This is a genomic window from Moritella sp. (assembly GCF_013215705.1).
In the GTDB taxonomy this organism is placed as follows: Bacteria; Pseudomonadota; Gammaproteobacteria; order Enterobacterales; family Moritellaceae; genus Moritella.
Genome location: NZ_JABSQR010000021.1, coordinates 77,337 through 97,148 on the forward strand (window position 1 = coordinate 77,337; position 19,812 = coordinate 97,148).

The 19,812-nt window shown below is 41.3% G+C and carries 13 protein-coding genes and 1 tRNA gene; 12 read left to right on the top strand and 2 right to left on the bottom strand.

What is annotated here, in order from left to right:
• Positions 1-5: 5 nt before the first annotated feature.
• A complete protein-coding gene (locus HRT96_RS14635) occupies positions 6-1,436 on the bottom strand; it encodes a basic amino acid/polyamine antiporter (RefSeq protein ID WP_293158153.1) in 1,431 nt (476 codons plus the stop codon).
• Between the two features lie 264 nt (positions 1,437-1,700).
• Between HRT96_RS14635 and HRT96_RS14640 the strand changes: the two genes are divergently transcribed.
• The 7 genes from HRT96_RS14640 to pfkA all read left to right on the top strand — a co-directional run bounded on the left by HRT96_RS14640 (position 1,701) and on the right by pfkA (position 11,438).
• Positions 1,701-5,558: an ATP-binding protein gene (locus HRT96_RS14640; RefSeq protein ID WP_293158156.1), complete on the top strand. Its 3,858-nt coding sequence runs from the start codon at positions 1,701-1,703 to the stop codon at positions 5,556-5,558.
• 3 nt (positions 5,559-5,561) lie between these two features.
• Positions 5,562-6,194 (top strand): hypothetical protein, encoded by a 633-nt coding sequence (locus tag HRT96_RS14645; RefSeq protein ID WP_006033945.1) that lies wholly within the window; start codon positions 5,562-5,564, stop codon positions 6,192-6,194.
• Complete coding sequence (locus HRT96_RS14650) at positions 6,194-7,468, top strand: hypothetical protein (protein WP_293158159.1); 1,275 nt, start codon at positions 6,194-6,196, stop codon at positions 7,466-7,468. Before HRT96_RS14645 ends, HRT96_RS14650 begins: the two co-directional genes overlap by 1 nt.
• Positions 7,468-8,379 carry a Wadjet anti-phage system protein JetD domain-containing protein gene (locus HRT96_RS14655; protein ID WP_293158161.1) on the top strand — a complete coding sequence of 304 codons (912 nt, stop codon included), beginning with the start codon at positions 7,468-7,470 and terminating at the stop codon, positions 8,377-8,379. The genes HRT96_RS14650 and HRT96_RS14655 overlap by 1 nt, the downstream gene beginning before the upstream one ends.
• Positions 8,380-8,394: 15 nt before the next feature.
• Entirely contained in the window at positions 8,395-9,150 is a 756-nt protein-coding gene (gene elyC / locus HRT96_RS14660) for an envelope biogenesis factor ElyC (RefSeq protein WP_293158164.1), read from the top strand.
• A 238-nt stretch (positions 9,151-9,388) separates the two neighbouring features.
• Positions 9,389-10,144: a triose-phosphate isomerase gene (gene tpiA, locus HRT96_RS14665; protein WP_293158167.1), complete on the top strand. Its 756-nt coding sequence runs from the start codon at positions 9,389-9,391 to the stop codon at positions 10,142-10,144.
• A 331-nt stretch (positions 10,145-10,475) separates the two neighbouring features.
• A complete protein-coding gene (gene pfkA, locus HRT96_RS14670; RefSeq protein ID WP_293158170.1) occupies positions 10,476-11,438 on the top strand; it encodes a 6-phosphofructokinase in 963 nt (320 codons plus the stop codon).
• A 113-nt stretch (positions 11,439-11,551) separates the two neighbouring features.
• On the opposite strand, the gene uvrB is transcribed toward pfkA, so the two are convergent.
• Positions 11,552-13,546: an excinuclease ABC subunit UvrB gene (uvrB, locus tag HRT96_RS14675; RefSeq protein ID WP_293158173.1), complete on the bottom strand. Its 1,995-nt coding sequence runs from the start codon at positions 13,544-13,546 to the stop codon at positions 11,552-11,554.
• Between the two features lie 696 nt (positions 13,547-14,242).
• Here uvrB and HRT96_RS14680 point away from each other — a divergent pair.
• From HRT96_RS14680 to rsxC, 5 genes are all read left to right on the top strand, one after another.
• Positions 14,243-14,318: transfer RNA gene (locus tag HRT96_RS14680), tRNA-Asn, on the top strand.
• Positions 14,319-14,557: 239 nt separating this feature from the next.
• Complete coding sequence (locus HRT96_RS14685) at positions 14,558-16,417, top strand: EAL domain-containing protein (protein WP_293158176.1); 1,860 nt, start codon at positions 14,558-14,560, stop codon at positions 16,415-16,417.
• A 137-nt stretch (positions 16,418-16,554) separates the two neighbouring features.
• The gene (gene rsxA / locus HRT96_RS14690; RefSeq protein WP_112713746.1) at positions 16,555-17,136 is read left to right on the top strand and encodes an electron transport complex subunit RsxA; all 582 of its coding nucleotides are present in this window, start codon (positions 16,555-16,557) and stop codon (positions 17,134-17,136) included.
• Between the two features lie 12 nt (positions 17,137-17,148).
• Positions 17,149-17,697 carry an electron transport complex subunit RsxB gene (gene rsxB / locus HRT96_RS14695; RefSeq protein WP_293158179.1) on the top strand — a complete coding sequence of 183 codons (549 nt, stop codon included), beginning with the start codon at positions 17,149-17,151 and terminating at the stop codon, positions 17,695-17,697.
• 5 nt (positions 17,698-17,702) lie between these two features.
• A partial coding sequence (gene rsxC, locus HRT96_RS14700; protein WP_293158182.1) for an electron transport complex subunit RsxC occupies positions 17,703-19,812 on the top strand: 2,110 nt, incomplete at its 3' end.

The window sequence follows — 19,812 nt, forward strand, 5'->3', positions numbered from 1 at the left end:
ACACATTAAGAAAGTGAAAGCACACCCGTAGATAACAGGTAAATAGCACCCGCAGCACCAGCAAGTAACAACAGAGAGTAAGCATAATCTCGCTTGCTAAATGCCTGCTGTTTTTCGCTAAGTGCTTTTTTATAAACCAGCACCCCCGGTAAATACAACAATGCACATAACAGCATGTATTCAACCCCAGCCGCATACACAAGCCAAGCACCATAAAATGAGGATACTAATGCAATAACAAGATCTTTCTTACGACTTTCAGTGGCACTATAACCTTCACCGCTTAGCGCTACTTTCACGCCATAAGCACCGACTAAGAAGTACGGTAATAACACCGCCGAAGTAGCAATGTTGACCAGTGCTAAATACGAGCTTTCTTGTAACAAGGTTAAGATCAAAAACAGTTGTACCAAACAAGATGAGAACCACAATGATGTTGTTGCAGCGCCGTTGTGGTTTTCTTTGGTAAATGCTTTCGGGAACAAACCTTCTTTCGCGGCAATGAAAGGGACTTCGGCACTGACCACGGTCCAGCTTAATAACGCACCGGATACTGAAATAATCAGACCCGCATTGATCAGCATGGCGCCCCAAGGTCCGACAATCACTTCTAAAATATGGGCCATTGATGGATTTTGTAATGCGGCGACTTCTGGTTGCGTCATCACACCTAAGGTAAACAAGCTCACCGCGATGTAGAGTATTAATGCCGAGCACAGCGCAATACCGGTTGCTTTCGCCACATCACGTTTGTCTTTCGCTCGGTTAGATAAAATGACCGCCCCTTCGATACCGATAAACACCCACAATGTCACCATCATAGTCGCTTTAACTTGCTCTAATACCGAGCCTAATTCCGGTGTTTTATCACCCCAAAAATCAAGGGTGAATTTGTCTAGCTTAAACGCCATAACAACCAAACAAATGAAGGTTAAAATAGGGATTATTTTAGCGATAGTCGCAAAGATATTAATCAAGGCAGCACGAGTTACACCACGTAATACTAGCGCATGCATAAACCAGATTAATAACGAACCACCTAATATCGCAATCGGCGTATTACCCTGCCCCATTATTGGGTTTTCAGGGGTATCGACAAAATAGCCAATGGCACTAAAAAATACCACGGCATAGGATACATTCGCTAATAAGTTACAGATCCAGTAACCCCAGGCCGACATAAAACCGATGTAATTACCAAAACCCGCTTGCGCATACGAGAAAATACCGCCATTCAAATTAGGGTAGCGCACAACCAGATTACGTAATACCGACACCAGTGCTAACATACCGCAACCAGTAATCAACCAACCAAGTGTAATTGCGCCAGGTGATGCGGATACAGCCACATTTTGCGGTAGACTAAATATTCCGGCACCGACCATGGTACTGAATACCAATGCCACTAACATGCCTAGTCCGAGTTTGTTTTCCATCCATAATTCCTAAATCAAGCCAGGTTGCGCTATAAAATACCGCGCAGACCTAATTTCTGTTCGTTAATATAAAATAATTTGGCGGATTGTATGGGATTATTATAGATATGCAAGAATATTCACTAAATTTGCATAAATCCAACTTCAAACATAAAGTTGCTGATAAACTGAGCAGAACCACGCATCACCCGATTTAACTTATCTTTTTTCTTACATCTTGAGCCTCATTCAGTTAAAATATGGGGTTCGATTTCTTGCAAAATAATGATGATGACTGATTCTTCACAACAATATCTTTGTCGCACAACTTACCTTATTGATAGCTTTTGGCCGGGTAAATTACTTGAGTTAAATAACACAGGTAATATCAAAGTTGCGGGGACCAATGGTGCCGGTAAAACGACATTACTTAAACTGCCTATGCTGTTTTGGGGTGCGCGACCTGGACGTATTGTTGAACGTAATGCCAACAAGAAATCATTTGCCGCGTATTATTTGCCGCGTAAAACCAGCTACATCATTTTTGACTATCAACGTCCGAACGGCACTGACACTCCACAGTTATGCCACGTATTAATTAAAAGCGATGGTGATAAGCTGCAATACCGCTTTATTGATCACCCGTTCGATATCAAGATGTACCTTGATGAAAGTGGCAATATCTTTGGCGATGACGAAATTAAACGTCACTACCGTACCCAACATCGTTGCGAAGTCAGCAGCCTGTTAAGTGTCGATGATTATGCAAGAGTCATTCAGAATCATCGTGATCTCGGCGGCAAGAAATCACTGCGGGCACTGCAACAACGTTTTTCAATGAGCCAAACACCGATTAAGCACATTGAAAAAGTCGTGACCTCGGTATTCAATAAGATCTCTAATTTCGACGTGATCAAACAAATGATCATCGAGATCTCGCAAGACGCCATCAGTTCGGAAATGCTTAGCCATAACGTTACTGACATGGTCAACATTGATAAAAGCGATATTGATAGCTGGCTAGCCGATCTGCATTCATCACAAGCAATTCTCAATCTAGAAGATAAGATCCTAGCGTCATTAACTGACATTGATTCACTGGTCGAAATCAAAAAAGATCTACAGCACCTGCATCACCTTGCTAATATCTACCAACAGAAATGCAACCTAGATCAAGACACCGCCGACACGCGTTTAAAAGAAGTGCTGCTTGAACTGTCCGACTTAAAAGAAGCACACAGACAGCAAGTATTAGCGATCGAAGACGCCTGCCACGATGAAGAAAAAGCACATCGCGAAATAAAACACGATCTGGATAAGTTAGAACAAGAAAAGATTGATTTTGAAGATGATGAAGCTGCAACTTATGCACAACGTGGTTCTGAGTTATCTGATTTTACCTTACGCTTAATTAACCTGAACAACGAAAAGACTCAGTTAAGTGAAAAATCAGCGGATCTTAGCCGCACGTTTACCGAACAACAGCAAAAGCAAGAGCTTGATTTTAACAAGCGTGAACAACAGCTGACTAACGAGATCAGTTCTCAGCGTCAGCTGTTAACCACCGAGTTAAGTGAAAACAAACTGCACTATGCGACGTTAGAAAGTGAGTTAAGAAGCCAAACACAAACACTGGTGGATCAATTAACCGAAAAGAAAACACCGCTTGAACATACTAAGATCTCGCTTAATCTGCAGTTGACACAACCACAATCTGATCCAGAACTGGCTGCCCAATCGCAGCAATTACAACAGAATTTAAGCCAATGTCGCCGTAGTATTAGCGAGCGTCACGAAGCCTACAACCGTGTTAGCAGCGAGTCTCAAAGCTTACGTCAAAAACAACATCAAGCGCTGCAAACCAACGACCGCTTAAAAATTGAATTAAACCATTTAGCCCAGCAGTACCGCGATGTACAAACGCTATTAAGCCCAGCCAAAGGGTCTTTACATGCCTTCCTGGTTGAGCACGTGCCAAACTGGCAAAGCAACATTGGCCGTGTTATTAACCCTGAGTTATTAAAACATCTGCATCTTGAACCAGAGTTATTAGCCGCATTTGCTGACGCTGCCAAACAATCCGATACTGAAACCGCGCTAACTCAAGTGCAAGATTTTTATAGCATCAAAATAAACCTGAATGCCCTCGAAAATGCGTCATTTACAGACAGTGCATTAGCAGAAAAAGAACAGCATATCACAACGCAGATTGGCGCTAAAAAAGCAGAACTAGAACAACTACAACAAGTATTAGAGCTGATCAACAAAGACGTTGAAGAGCTTGATAAACAATTAATGTCGAGCAAGCAATTACTGTTTAAACAAAATCAACTACTCACTAGCCTAGTCAATGAAGAAGATGAGTTAAACAGTAAACTAGCACAACATAAAACCTTAGCGATTGCGCGAGTGCAAACTCAATTAGCGGATACCGAGCTACTCTTAGTGCAAGCGCTACAAGCATTAAGCCAAGCGAAAGTTGATTATCAAAGTCGTCATAACGAACTCAACAACGAACGTTTAGGCGTACATTGCCAACTCGAGACTGACTATAATCAGCGTATTGATAGTTACCAGTCATCACTCGATAACCTGCGCAATGAAGCACACGTTGAAATGCAACGTATTGCCGATGCACTCCAAGCCGCATTGAGTGACGCGGGGATTAATGCCAGCATCTTTAACGCCCTTGAAGCGAAAATAAAACAAACCATGAAAGCGGTTGAGAATGCCAAAGTATTCCAGCAAAAAGCAGATAAATATAATAGCTGGTTAGAAACATCATGGTCGCAAGTGGAACCAGGTCGTGAGCGGTTACGTCGTTTAGATACTGCGATCCAACGTTTCCAACAGCAATTAAAAGATAAAAAACAAGACTATCAGCAGTCTACCGACAAGCTAGAACAAGAAAGAACCCAGCTCGATAAGCTGGTTACTGACTTAGTATTACAACTAAAAGGCTTAGATAACAGCCTCGTCAAACTAGCAGACTACCCGCCTTTGACACATGATGATTTACCAGAATACAGCGTCAACAACATCTCTAAGCTAACCAACAGTCAAATGAGTCTGTTAGGTAAACAACAAAGTAATGTATTAAGCTCAGTGAATAAAATTAGCAGTGAATTAAAACGTTACTCAAGAAGTACACTGCAAATTGGCTGGTTAGAAAACCGCATTGAAAGTGATCCAGATATGGTGAACTACCGTCTTGAAGAAGCGATTAACAGCGGCGAACAGCTGAGCTATGTATTGAAAAACGCCAAACTGTTGCAAACATCGACAACCCACGAAGTGGAATTACGGGCTAACGATATTTTATCTATCTATACCCATTTAAGTAACTTTGATCGCAACATTACCCGTACCGGTCGTAAACTGTCTAGCCATATGAATGGTAAACAGTTCTTCACCGCCCTCGGTGATATTAAAATTGCCATCCGAACTAAAATGGACAAGTTAGGTTACTGGAAACAGCTTGAGAATGTAAACGACGCGTTTGAGGCATATCAAGCCAATACCGAACTCACCCACGATCGCAGCATTCCACAAGACTTAATTGATAGCTTAGATGAACTGTCAGCGGTATTGCCAAAAAACAATAGCATGCAGCACAATGAGTTATTTGATATTGAATTCACCATTGTTGAAAATGGCCGAACGACTCGAGCGACAACGCCAAAAGAGTTGGAAGATGTATCATCAACAGGTCTATCTTACTTAGCCTTAATCACCTTCTTTACCGGCTTAACGACCATGTTACGCCCAGATGCCAATACCGTGATCACTTGGCCGGTGGATGAATTAGGTGAGCTCCACTCTGAAAATATTCAGGCGATGCTAACGATGCTAAACCAGCACGGCATTCAGATCATGACGGCGTCACCGTCAACCGATAAGTCGGTATTACAGTTATTCGATCACCTATACGAAATTGATAGCCGTAATAAACGTCTGATCCAGATGAATGTTGATGATGATCCACTCATGGCACTGTTAAACGGGGATGCCAAACAAGCCTTAACTTTAGCATCAGAAGCAGAGCCTGAATTAACGTCGTCAGTAAACGCAGATACGTCGTCGACAAGTACAACATCAATCATAGCCGCAGCTACGCCAGCAACTATGCAAGAAGAGGGTTAACCCATGTTTCAAACTACCGTTGAATTATTGTTACAGGGTCATACCATTTGTCAGGTCAGTCAGCCTGATGCATACCGCTACCTGTCTGAGCAAAGCTTATTTGAAAAGGTAAATGATTACCTGCGTTTGATTAACCGTAAGGTAAAAGTAATTGAAGACGGCTTAGCCTTTGTCGCTTGTTACTGCACCATTGAAGAAGAGAACCGCGCGGATATTCGTCAGCAGCTACGCCAAGTACGTGATATCTTCCGTCCTTTGGTTAACTTCTTAGACCTCGCCATGACAGCCCTGGTACATGATTGTGCCATGCGCGCAGGCGATACTATCCGCTTGTCTGAGTTATTACGTGGCATTGAGCACGAGCCCACGTTAAAGCAACAACTGGCATTATTAACCAATAAAGGTATTTTCAAAACCAGCCGTAATGATATCTCGGAACAGCTTAACTTTATTTTAAAAAAATTAGCTGAAGCTGGCTATGTACAACGTTTAGAAACCGGCAGTACCATTTATCAGATCACCGCTAAAATGAACTACATTCACGAGTTAATTGATTTTATTAATGACAGTGAATCGTTGAAATTAGAAACACAAGATAACCATATCTTCGATGACTCACAGTCGGAGATGTTTTAATGTCACCGTTGCAAAGCGCTTCTGAAGTCGAAAAAATTGCCCAGATAATACGTACCTCGTTTGCTAAATCAAACAGTACTATGTTGGCGCAAGCGTATTTCGATGGCAACATTATTGATAATGGTGAGAATACCGCATTACTCGAAATGCTCACCAAGAATGGGCTGATCCGCCCTAGTGAAGAAGATGGCACCTATATGCTGGCCATCAACTTAAAGCGTATTCTAGACAAACTATTATTACGCCATGCGTCTTATCGTAAACGTACTGATATCGCTAAAGTCATGCAACACATTGATGGCGATATTAAGTCATATAAACGTGCGTTATTAATCGGTCAGCACAATGAAGTTGCTTTCTATTTAAGCCAGGTTGACGAAGAGCTTTACGGCATTGTTTATGAATTAGAAGACAGTGTCAGTGGTTTGTTCGCCGCGATCACCAGTAAATTTGGTTTTGTGGATAGCTTAGAAAGTAAGATCCATGAGAATGAAAAAGCCATCGCCTATACCGAGGGTCTACTCAATGCGTTAGCCGATATTAATCTTAGTGATGTATATGATTGGCTCAATTGGGATGATGTGCCTGCAGAGCTCAGCCGAAAAGTCACCTTCTTTATTGATGGTTATCGTCGTATTAACCGTCAGTTAGAAGGTGCTGTTCATCGCATGCGTCAATTACTCATGACCCTGCGTAAACAAAATGAGCAAGTTGCACGCCTTAAGGCCATGTCTAAATTCCTGAAAGACAATCCGATCTGGGAATTAGACGACTACGCGGAACGTGAGCAAGTACCGGCGATCTTCAATCGCGTTGCGCCACTGCAATTATCAGCCAGTGTTGATATTAGCAATCAGGTACAGCAAGAAGAACTCACCGACATTTACAACTCATTGCGTAAAGAAAGTAAGTCAGATGCTGACACCGTTGATTTACGCAGCAGTGGTCGTATTGATGACTTACAACAAAAAGCCCGTCAACTCGAAGCCGACTATGTATTGTCACAGTGCGAAGCGTTATTTACCCAAGTATTGAGTAATAAAGGCGACCCCTTCTCGGCCCTGCACTATTGGCAGCAAGACAACCAGCTCACCGATATTTTACCGAAGCATTTATGGCTCAGTATTCTTTATAATGAATACTACAAGTGCGCGCCCGCCGTACGTAAAGTGATGGCAATTGATTTCCCTGACGCCAGCACCACCGAATTACCAGGTTCGATATTAATTTCAGGAAATTTACGTGTGCGCGATATTCAATTACTGCGAGACTAATGATGACGATTAGCAGGACGCTATATAATCGTTGTAAAAAACTGATTGAATCGAATGAACAAGGCCTAAAATACGATGAAATTAACGCAGAAATACAGGCGTTATTCGGTTTAGGTCATAAACAAGTGATCCCAGCATCCAAAAGAACAAAACAAAAAATATATTTCAAGCTACGCGCTGGCGAAGCAGAAAAGTTACAAGCTGTTATTAAAGCAGAAATAGGGCTTGAGGTATTAACCGAGCCCTACTGCAATGGTGACCGAATTGCTAACGCAGCAAGACACAATGATGAAAAGATCGGCGCAAATGCATCACAAGATATCATTTTAGTGAATAACGCCGCCGGACAATTAAAACTTAACCAAGAAGTAAGTGGTTTATTTCGTTCTATTCATGCTGCGGGTCTAGAACTGCGTCATAGCATGATCAGCAGTATCGAACACAATGCGATTATCATCTGTGAAAACTTCACGCCTATGTACTATCTCCACCAACTTAAAAATAACCCTGTCTTCGAGCACTCACTCGTCATTTATCGTGGCGACAGCCAAAATGGTAAGCGGGCCGATGAAGTTAATCGTTTTATTGATAACTACAAATCAGAATTACCCCTCTACTATTTCGGTGATTTTGATCCAGAAGGTTTTTCAATTGCCAAAAGCTTCCAAGTAGACGGCATTATACTGCCAGATATCAATCTATTCTCAACGTTAACGAAAGTCGAACTAAAAAAACTTGCAGGAAAAGATAAATTCTTTCCTCAGCTTGCTCACGGACAGACTTATTTAAATGTGTCCACGTATCCACAAACATGGCATGCACATATTCATTTAATGAATAAATATCAATTAGGTTGGCAACAAGAGCATCTACTTGGCGTTGATACGGATTGGCTGCTATATAAATCATAAAGGTATTAAAATCGCATGTTCGCACTTAAAAAAATCATTGGTACCTGGTTAATGCCACTGCCATTACTGCTTACTTTTTTTATCCTTGCCGCACTATTATATAAACTCACCCGCTATAAACGCAGTGCCCAAGTTCTGTTTTGTAGTAGTTTTATTACATTATTGCTATTAAGCCTAGATCCAGTCGCGAGTCGTTTAGCCGCGACTTTAGAGTCTCAACATCCAAGTTATCAGCAGCAAAGCGTTGATTATATCCACGTATTGGGTAACGGTCATACCACGGTAGACAGCTTACCGATCACCAGTCAATTAACCCCAGCAGCCCTTGCCAGAACCACAGAAGGGGTACGGATTTATAAACTTAACCCAACAGCGACGTTAATTTTCAGTGGTTATAACGGTGGTGACATTAACAGTAATGCGAAGATGAATGCGCGCTTAGCCATGGCATTAGGGGTACCCGAATCAGCGATTATATTATTAGAAGATCCTAAAGACACCATAGAGGAAGCCATTGATAATAAAAAGATTACTCAAGGTAAAAGCCTAGTATTAGTCACCTCGGCAACCCACATGCCACGGTCGATGAAAATCTTCCAACAACAAGGTTTATCCCCTATCCCCGCCCCGACCGCACATGTCAGTAAACCAGTTAACGGCGCACAACCGTTACATTACTACTTCCCTCGCGCTCGGTATCTTGCGGTCAGTGAGATGGTAGTCCATGAATGGTTAGGACTGGCTTGGTTATCGTTAAAAAATAACCAATAAATTTTCCATTCCGTAATTCCCACTGCATTTGAGTCTAAATTGAATCATTAAACGTGGCACAAGTCACAGTTACTGCATTTTATGTAGTTTTATTACCAAAAATTGTCTTATGACAACTTGCCCTGACGCTAGATGACTCTATAATCATCTCATGTTCTCAACTTAAGTAACTTTAGTCATTGTTACTCAAGTCAATTAAGTTGAAGAAAAATAGCTTTAAACCATATCGGAGATAGACATGAGACAAGCACTAGTAATGGGTAACTGGAAATTAAACGCAACTAAAGCATCTGTAGAAGCTTTAATTAACGGTTTAGTTGATGCGGCAAAAGACAATGCAACTGTTGAAGTTGCTGTATGCCCTCCTGCTATTTTTATCCCACAAGTTGAAGCATTAACAGCTGACACTGCAATTAGCTACGGCGCTCAAGATTGTGACGTTAATACAGCTGGCGCATTCACTGGTGAAAACTCAGCCGTAATGTTAAAAGAATTCGGTTGTAAATACACACTTGTTGGTCACAGCGAACGTCGTGTTATCCACGGTGAGTCAAGCGAAGTTGTTGCTGAAAAATTTGCTGTTGCACAAGAACATGGCCTAGTACCTGTACTTTGTATCGGTGAAACGCTAGCGCAATTCGAAGCTGGCGAAACTAAAGCGGTTGTCGAAGCACAACTGCAAGCTGTTGTCACTAAATCTGGTATCACGTCTCTAAACAATGCAGTTATCGCATACGAACCAGTTTGGGCAATCGGTACTGGTAAAACAGCAACACCTGAAATTGCACAAGACATCCACGCGCACATCCGTTCATGGTTAGCAGAGCAAGATGCGGCAGTAGCAAACAAAGTTCAAATCCTTTACGGTGGTTCAGTTAAAGGCGCTAACGCTGCTGAATTATTCGGTCAAGCAGACATTGATGGCGGCCTAGTTGGCGGCGCTTCACTAGACGCAGTAGAATTTTCTAAAGTAATTGCAGGTGCTTCTGCATAATTGCCAGTCAAAAGCTAATGGAGAGTGAAACTCTACTCTGCATTAGTAATCAAAGTGTAGTAATACTAATTGCTCTGTGATTATGTATTACTGCACTCCTTTCTTATTAAACTCATATTTTTAAAAATAAAATCACGCCGAGGCATTATTTTATTTAACGAGTAAAAGTTTCATATGAAAGCGTGATAAATATCTCTTTAGTGATACAGTAAGTCGAAAAGACACAGAAAAGAATAGAATAAATCGTTATAATAAATAGAAAGTAGCAGCGGCAGAACAGTACTCTAACCCAATAAATAAAGTATCATAGATTGATATATTTGAGGCTTCAATGATTAAAAGAATAGGTGTTTTAACAAGTGGTGGCGATGCACCAGGCATGAACGCAGCAATCCGAGCAGTTGTACGTGAAGGCTTACATCTTGGCTTAGAAGTTTATGGTATCTTTGATGGTTACGAAGGTTTACACCAAAATCGCATTGAGAAACTTGATCGTAAATCAGTTTCTGATGTAATTAACCGTGGTGGTACTTTCTTAGGCTCTGCACGCTTCCCTGAATTTAAAGAAGAAAGCGTACGTAAAGAAGCAATCGAAAACCTGAAACAACATGGCATTGAAGCATTAGTTGTTATCGGTGGTGACGGTTCATACATGGGTGCGAAAAAACTCACTGAAATGGGTTTCCCATGCATCGGTATTCCGGGCACGATTGATAACGATATCCCAGGCACAACTTATACCATTGGTTTTGATACTGCACTCAATATTGTGGTTGATGCCATTGACCGCTTACGTGATACTTCAACATCGCATAAACGTATTTCTATTGTTGAGATCATGGGCCGCTACTGTGGTGATTTAACCTTAGGTGCAGCAGTAGCCGGTGGTGCTGAATTCGTTGTGATCCCAGAAAAAGGCTACAACGAAGCTGAACTACTCAAACAAGTTCAAGCCGGTATCGATAAAGGTAAAAAACACGCGATCATTGCGATGTGTGAACACGTAACAAATGTCGATGCGCTAGCTAAACATATAGAAAAAGAAACTGGCCGTGAAACACGTGCCACTATCTTAGGTCATTTACAACGTGGCGGAACACCTACAGCGCGAGACCGTATTATGGCAAGTCGTATGGGGTCATACGCAGTTAAGCTGTTAATTGATGGTGAAGGCGGTCGTTGTGTGGGTTTGATGAATTCAAAAATGGTGCATCATGACATTATTGATTGTATTGAAAATATGAAACGTCCTTTCAATCAAGAACTATTTGATCTGTCTGATTCATTATTCTAAGCACATAAAGTGTCTGTCGGTTTAGCATAAATCGGCTTAGATAAAAAGCGAAACCAACTTAATGTTATGTACAGTAAGTGGTTTCGCTTTTTTGCTTCTATAGCTGTTCTCGACTATTGAATTAATTGCTCACGCAGTTTAGCCACTTTATCACGCGTTTCACCGGCTTTTTCAAATTCCAGATCTTGTGCATACTTATACATTTGCTCTTCTAAGCGTACGATCTCTTTACTCAGTGCTGCTGGCGTAAACATCGCATACGTCGCTTTTTGCTCAGCAATAAACATCATTTGTTGCTCTGGTGTTCTACCTATATTTAAGGCATCACCGACCTTTTTCTTTAATCCTTTTGGTATAATGCCATGCTTCACGTTATGCTCATGTTGCAAAGCACGACGCCGATCAGTTTCACTGATGGCTTTATCCATCGCTTTGGTGATGCGATTAGCATATAAGATAGCTTTACCTTCTAAGTTACGCGCCGCACGACCAATAGTCTGGATCAACGAACGCTCAGAACGTAAGAAACCTTCTTTATCAGCATCCAAGATAGCGACCAAAGAAACCTCTGGAATATCGAGACCTTCACGCAGCAAGTTAATCCCAACCAGCACATCAAATACACCTAAACGTAGGTCGCGAATAATTTCCACACGTTCAACGGTATCAATGTCGGAGTGCAGGTAACGAACCTTAACGCCATGTTCGGCGAGGTATTCAGCTAAATCTTCAGACATACGCTTGGTTAACGTCGTCGCAAGTACCCTTTCACCTTTCGCAACACGAATATTAATTTCACTGAGCAGATCATCAACTTGCGTATCAACCGGTCGCACTTCAATGATTGGATCTAATAATCCAGTCGGTCGTACGAGTTGTTGAACAATCTCACCTTCACAGCGATCCAGTTCGTACTGACTTGGTGTTGCAGATACATACAAGGTTTGTGGTGCAATGGATTCAAACTCTTCAAACTTAAGCGGTCTGTTATCTAAGGCCGATGGTAAACGGAAACCAAACTCAACCAGCGTTTCTTTACGTGAGCGGTCACCTTTGTACATAGCACCAATTTGTGGCACGGTAACGTGAGACTCATCAATGACCAATATGCCATCATCAGGTAAATAGTCTAATAAGGTCGGTGGCGCATCACCTGGTACACGCCCTGATAAATAGCGAGAGTAATTTTCAATTCCCGAGCAGTAACCAAGCTCTTGCATCATCTCAATATCAAACTGCACGCGTTGACTCACGCGCTGCTCTTCTATTAATTTATTTGCTGATAACAATTGTTTCTTACGCTCTGACAATTCCACCTTAATGTGTTCAATCGCAGATAAGATCTTTTCTCTTGGGGTCACATAGTGAGTCTTAGGATAAATAGTCGCCCGCTCTACTGTTTTTTCAACCGCACCCGTTAACGGATCAAAATAGCTGATACGTTCAATTTCATCATCAAACATTTCAATACGAACCGCGTGTTTATCTGATTCAGCTGGATAGATATCAATAACCTCACCACGAACACGGAAAGTAGAACGTTTAAAATCCATATCGTTGCGGATATATTGCAATTCAGCTAACCGACGAATAATACTACGCTGGCTAATTATCTCACCAACAGACACATGCAACATCATTTTTAGATACGACTTAGGATCACCCAAACCGTAAATAGCAGACACAGATGCAATTAAGATAACATCACGACGCTCTAATAATGCTTTAGTCGCTGACAGACGCATTTGTTCAATATGCGCATTGACTGCCGCATCTTTCTCAATAAAGGTGTCTGTACTTGGTACGTACGCTTCTGGTTGATAATAATCGTAGTAAGAAACAAAATACTCAACCGCATTATTAGGGAAAAAACCTTTCATTTCGGCATAGAGCTGTGCGGCAAGCGTTTTGTTGGGTGCCATAAGCAATGTCGGACGATTTAATTGCGCAATCATATTCGCGACAGTGTAGGTTTTACCCGAACCAGTTACGCCTAATAAGGTTTGACAGGCAACACCTGCATTAAAACTATCAACAAGCTTTTCAATCGCTTGAGGCTGATCACCACTCGGGGTATATTCAGAACATAAATCGAATAAAATCGTCATTATTTAAGATCACAACTCGGTTTTTAAATTTATATATTCCCATAATACCAATTTACGCTTAGCGTGCCATAACAATTACCTCTACTCGCTTATAGTTTAAATAAAGCAAGCCGAAATAAAGGCCAGGACAACAATATAAAGAAAAATGTCAAGTTGTTATCAACAGTTTTATAAAATATATTTTTTATGGTTGTTTTTGATACAAGCATTTGAAGTGATTACTTATCAACAGTTTAAATACTAATTACAAATAATTCAACACATTGATTTCAAAGGGGTAATGTAGAATTTTACGACTTTAAAACCACAATTATAAATATAGTCACTTGCTGGTTTTTCACTTTTACAGATTTAATCAACAGAGTTACCCACAGATTTAGTGGATAACTCAATAAAAAGTGTCATATTCACAGGCCTTGCTACAAAAAGACATGTTGTTGTGTATTAAATGCAAATCGTCATATATTGAGAAGACCAAAAAGAAAATTTAACCTCATACTACGAGGGATACCAATATTTAATTCCTTGCCGTATAAATCAATTGTTTACTTAAACTACGCTATCAGTATTTCTTAGCCATCATCGTTCAGTTATTCTACAAAAAAAACGCAAATAACAGTTTTGACCGTTTTATCATTGACAGCAGAATCATCTAACCTTAATATTCGCCCCGTCTTCAAAACAAAGACAAGTAATTCCCCTTTAGTTCAGTTGGTAGAACGGTGGACTGTTAATCCATATGTCGCTAGTTCAAGTCTAGCAAGGGGAGCCACTTTCTTTTCCTAGTAATATACTCCTGTATTGTCATACACTTAAAACAATTCATTAATACCTTTCGATTACATATACATTTCTAGTTAAACTCGTACTTCCTACTAAAGTAGGGTTTCTTACTCAAACCGTGTCCTCTATCCCATATTCTTTATCAAACCCCTGCTATGCATAGTTTTATTGATCTAAACAGGTTAGTCTAGCCTATCAGGGATGTAACATATTATAGGGATAATGAAAATGACGGATTATTTTCGCTGCAACCTTTTTCTCACATTTGTTTTTTTATGCATGTTGTTCAGTGCGTTAGGTTTTAGCTACCAATCATTAAACTCATCATTAGCGGTCCAAGGCAGTGCTATTAATTATGCACTAAGTCAAAAAATAACTGTCGATTCAATTACGGATGATAATACTAAGTTACTTACAGATCGCCTCGCGTTAAGCCACTTATTCATTCAAACAGAATCGATATCATCAAGTTGGGAATCAAATATCAACTACCCTACTCTGATCCAACTTATTTTTCCGCAGTTAGCTAAGCAGTTTTCGGGTGCGACAGACCTATTCAGTTATAAATTTAAGTTAAGGTTCAGTGAAAAAGATAACGCAGTTATTCAATTATTAAGCACTTTTATCATTTCAGTCTTTATCGCCTATTTATTATGCCTCGCATCCGTTAAGCGATTATTAATTAGTGTCGAAAAAAACATCCTGCACGAAATCGGTAATACGATAACACCAAAGCACCAATCTTTTCCGGCGGTCACTCGTCTTCTTGCTCAGCATAAAGCCGAACATCATAAAGAATTACAAGGTCAACACGATAAGATTGAAGTATTATCAAAAAAAATCAACATGGATAATTTAACCGGTTTATACAATCGGTTTTTTTTTCGTGGTGAGCTTGTGGATTTTTTATCAGAGAAAAAGCAATCTCAATCTGCCATTCTAGCATTAGTTCGAGCGACAGCACTGGGACATATCAATAAGCATAGAGGCTTTCGACTCGGTGATGTCTATCTTAAAGATATATCGAATATGCTAAAGCAATGTACAAAACGCTACCCAGACAGCCAGCTATATCGTGTTTCAGGTCCTGATTTTGCCATTCTTATACCTAATATGACAGCCGCTGTCGCACATAAACTGGCAAGAGAGATCAAAGCAAACTTAGATGAATATCAATCACTGCATGAACTAGAAAATGTTGCTTACATTGGCATTACAACGATTCATTCAGGCCATCAACCTGAACAAGTGCTTGCTCGTGCAGATACGGCCTTAGCCAAAGCACAACTTGAAGGGCCAAACTATTGGGCTTTTCAACAACAAGATAGCCAGCAGGATAATCAAGGCCAAACTTATTGGAAAGAAGTCATTGAAGAGATCATCAATAAACGCAGTCTGATGTTGCTCAGTCAACCTGTACAACCGATTCATCGGAACATGAAAAATTATCAAGAAATATATACCCGTTTTATTGGTAGTAATAATGCAGTACTGCCAACTCACACCTTGTTTGCTATGGCTCAACGTTTGGATTACACCATAAAATTAGACCAAATAATTATTGAAAATATTATCAGCAATAGTCGAACTCAAATGGATGGCAATAGCCATTGGGGGGTTAACCTGACTTCTCATTCCGTACAAAGTAGCGCATTTATTGTTTGGTTAGAACGCTTATTATTACGAGAACCTAATATTGCCGCCAACCTAGTATTCGAAATAGATGAAGTGGTATTAGAAAGAAATATTGTCTCCAGTAAACGCGCAATGGATATGTTACGTCGTGTTGGCAGTCGCTCTGCAATTAGTAAATTTGGTCACGGTATTAGCTCTTTCAAGTTATTTAAAGAGCTAAAACCAAATTATATAAAAATAGACAGTAGCTTGATCCAGTCAATTACGAATGATAATGCCAGTCAACAATTTTTACGCATGATCGTCGATGTCGCACACCGCATGAGCTGCCAAGTCATTGCTGAAGGTGTTGAAGAGTTAGCGCAAAAACAATTACTGGAATCTATGTATGTCGACGGTATCCAAGGTTATCTCATAGCCAAACCTGCTCCATTGAGCAAAATAGCCTGTTAAATCCTAAAAACCCAAGGTAACGTAAGGATACTAATTGATTATTAGCCTTTTTACGTTATCAATTTACTTCTTTTCTATTGTAACAATGATACAGATACCCGATAATATGGCTCCCATAGTAACTGTATTACTTCATCATGACCGAATATCTTTTACTGCTAGTAAGCACTGTTCTTGTAAATAACTTTGTACTAGTCAAATTTCTTGGTTTGTGCCCGTTTATGGGTGTATCGAGCAAACTAGAAAGTGCGATTGGCATGTCGTTTGCGACCACGTTCGTACTGACTATTGCGGCAATGTCTTCATACCTTGTTGAAACCTATATTTTAACGCCGCTCGGCTTAGAATACCTTCGAACGCTTAGTTTCATTTTGGTGATTGCTGTGGTTGTACAGTTTACTGAAATGGTCGTACATAAAACCAGCCCGACGCTTTATCGTTTGTTAGGTATTTTCTTGCCCCTTATCACAACTAACTGTGCGGTACTCGGTGTTGCTTTATTAAATATTAATGAAAAACATAACTTTATCGAAAGTGCTGTGTATGGTTTTGGTGCGGCCGTTGGTTTCTCATTAGTACTAATCTTATTTGCTGCTATGCGCGAACGTATCGCCGCTGCAGATGTCCCGGCCCCTTTTAAGGGTACTTCAATCGCCATGATCACAGCAGGTCTTATGTCACTTGCGTTCATGGGTTTCACGGGCTTGGTTAAACTTTAACTATTGATAACTATGACTACTATTCTCATTGCAATTATTACCCTTGTTATTCTCGCCGCTTTGTTTGGGCTCGGGCTCGGCTGGGCTGCTATTCGTTTCAAAGTTGAAGGTAACCCTGTCGTTGAACAGATTGATGCTGAGTTACCACAAACACAATGTGGCCAATGTGGCTATCCAGGCTGCAAGCCTTATGCAACAGCCGTCGCTAACGGTGAAGAAGTAAACTTATGTGTACCCGGTGGCGCAGATACCGTTGAAAAACTTGCCGATATTATGGGTGTTGAAGTAAAACCGATTGCAGAGCAAGAACACGACACCAGCATTAAATTGGTCGCACGCATTATTGAAGAAGACTGCATTGGTTGCACTAAGTGTATCCAAGCCTGCCCTGTTGACGCAATTGCAGGGGCGACACGTGCTATGCACACTGTGATTGTTGATTCCTGCACCGGTTGTAAGTTATGCGTGGCACCCTGTCCTACCGATTGTATCGTGATGGAACCAGTACAAGCTGTCTGGAAATGGCAGTTAGATTCTATCCCTGTCGTCAATATTAAGTAGGTCACATGATGTCATTAATCGAACAAATCAAAAATGGTAAACTGTGGCGCTATCTTGGTGGTGTACACCCGAAAGAAAACAAAACTCAGTCTACAAGTTTAGCGATCACCACTGCGAGTATTCCTAAACACCTTATTATTCCGGTTAAACAACATATTGGCCAAGGCGGTCAAGTCATTGTTGCATCAGGCGATCGTGTCTTAAAGGGTCAGCCACTAACGGCATCAGACTCATTTATGGCAGTACCTGTTCACGCGCCGACATCCGGTACGATTGAACACATTGCCCAATATCCAAGCACCCATCCATCTGCGACACCAGAAATTGCGATTAAGCTTGTATGCGATCAAGAAGATCAAGCAATGCCAACGCAACCAGCGTTAGATTATAAACAGTTATCAACATCTGAGTTGCAGCAACACATTAGCCAAGCAGGTGTGGCCGGAATGGGCGGAGCTGGTTTCCCTACAGCCGTTAAGCTCAACGATAGACAGCCAATTGAATTTTTATTAATCAATGCCGCGGAATGTGAACCTTATATCACCTCTGATGATGTATTAATGCGTGAACGTGCTGACGATATTATTCAGGGTATTGAGATATTGCGTCACATGATCAAACCTGCACTTTGTGTTATTGGTATTGAAGATAATAAACCCGATGCCGCACAAGCGTTAGAAACTGCGATTAAAAAAATCAATCTCAGCAATGATATCATCGTACGTAAAGTGCCGACAAAATACCCGAACGGCGGTGAAAAACAGTTAATTCAGATGTTAACAGGTAAAGAGATAAGTAAAGGTCAAATCCCTGCGCAATCTGGTATCGTGATGCAAAACGTGGGTACTGTCTATGCGGTTAAACAAGCGATTATAGATCGCCAACCACTATTAAGTCGTATCGTTACTTTAACCGGTAAAGCATTTCCGCAACCACGTAATGTACAGGCGTTAATCGGGACACCAATCAGTGCATTGTTAAGTGAATTTCACTGTGATGAAACTAAAGCGGCAGCAATAATTTATGGCGGTCCGATGATGGGTTTTACCTTGCCCCATACGCAGTTTTCATTAACTAAAACTGGTAACTGCATTTTAACGCCAGTCAAAGATGAAATTCCGCAAGTAAGAGAAGCCGATGCTTGTATTCGTTGTGGTGAATGTTCTGAAGTCTGCCCCGTCGATTTATTACCACAGCAATTACATTGGTATAGCCAAGCTAAAGATGTAAAAAAACTGAACGATTACAATTTGATGGACTGTATTGAATGTGGCGCATGTAGTTATGTTTGTCCCAGTCAAATACCGCTGGTGCATCAATACCGTATTGCCAAAGTTGAAGTCCGTGCAAATGATGCCGAACTTGCCGCTGCTGCGATCGCTAAAGAACGTTTTGAAAAACGTAATGAACGCTTGGCATTAGAAAAAGCGCAACGTGAACAGCGTCAAAAAGAAGCAGCAGAAAAACGCCGTGCCACAGCAAAAGCAACAACGGGTGAAGATCCAGTGAAAGCAGCAATGGATCGAATCAAAAAAGCGAAAGCGGCTGAACAAGCGCCAGACAATGGTCAAGCAAGCAAAGGTTCAGCGGTTGCTGATGCTATTGCTCGCGCGAAAGCCAAGAAAGCGGCTGCCGCATCCACTGATACTGCGGTTCCAGATACTCTTTTGCCAAATAATGCAGCTGTCATTGCTGAACGTAAAGCGAGAAAAGCAGCGGCAAAAGCCAAACGCGAAGCCGAAGGTTCAGAACCAGTACAAACAACAACGAGTCCGGCTATCGAAGCGAAAAAAGCCGCAGTGGCCGAGGCTATTGCTCGCGCTAAAGCCAAAAAGGCTGCCGCACAGTCACCTCAAAGTAAAGCAACGGGATCGACAACAGTACCACCAACGCCTGCTGTTGATGCCAAGAAAGCCGCCGTAGCTGCTGCAATCGCCCGTGCTAAAACCAAAAAAGAGGCAGCACAATCACAAAGTGAAGCAGGTGAAACGGCAACTGACACACCAGCGCCTGCCGTCGATGCCAAGAAAGCGGCTATCGCTGCAGCAATCGCCCGCGCTAAAGCCAAAAAAGCGGCCGCACAATCACAAAGTGAAGCAACGGGATCGATAACAG

Coding starts and splice junctions, on each gene's coding strand:
- pfkA (WP_293158170.1), top strand. CDS start 10,476: ATGATTAAAAGAATAGGTGTTTTAACAAGTGGTGGCGATGCACCAGGC.
- HRT96_RS14645 (WP_006033945.1), top strand. CDS start 5,562: ATGTTTCAAACTACCGTTGAATTATTGTTACAGGGTCATACCATTTGT.
- HRT96_RS14655 (WP_293158161.1), top strand. CDS start 7,468: ATGATGACGATTAGCAGGACGCTATATAATCGTTGTAAAAAACTGATT.
- uvrB (WP_293158173.1), bottom strand. CDS start 13,546: ATGACGATTTTATTCGATTTATGTTCTGAATATACCCCGAGTGGTGAT.
- HRT96_RS14650 (WP_293158159.1), top strand. CDS start 6,194: ATGTCACCGTTGCAAAGCGCTTCTGAAGTCGAAAAAATTGCCCAGATA.
- HRT96_RS14685 (WP_293158176.1), top strand. CDS start 14,558: ATGACGGATTATTTTCGCTGCAACCTTTTTCTCACATTTGTTTTTTTA.
- HRT96_RS14640 (WP_293158156.1), top strand. CDS start 1,701: ATGATGATGACTGATTCTTCACAACAATATCTTTGTCGCACAACTTAC.
- elyC (WP_293158164.1), top strand. CDS start 8,395: ATGTTCGCACTTAAAAAAATCATTGGTACCTGGTTAATGCCACTGCCA.
- tpiA (WP_293158167.1), top strand. CDS start 9,389: ATGAGACAAGCACTAGTAATGGGTAACTGGAAATTAAACGCAACTAAA.
- rsxA (WP_112713746.1), top strand. CDS start 16,555: ATGACCGAATATCTTTTACTGCTAGTAAGCACTGTTCTTGTAAATAAC.
- HRT96_RS14635 (WP_293158153.1), bottom strand. CDS start 1,436: ATGGAAAACAAACTCGGACTAGGCATGTTAGTGGCATTGGTATTCAGT.
- rsxB (WP_293158179.1), top strand. CDS start 17,149: ATGACTACTATTCTCATTGCAATTATTACCCTTGTTATTCTCGCCGCT.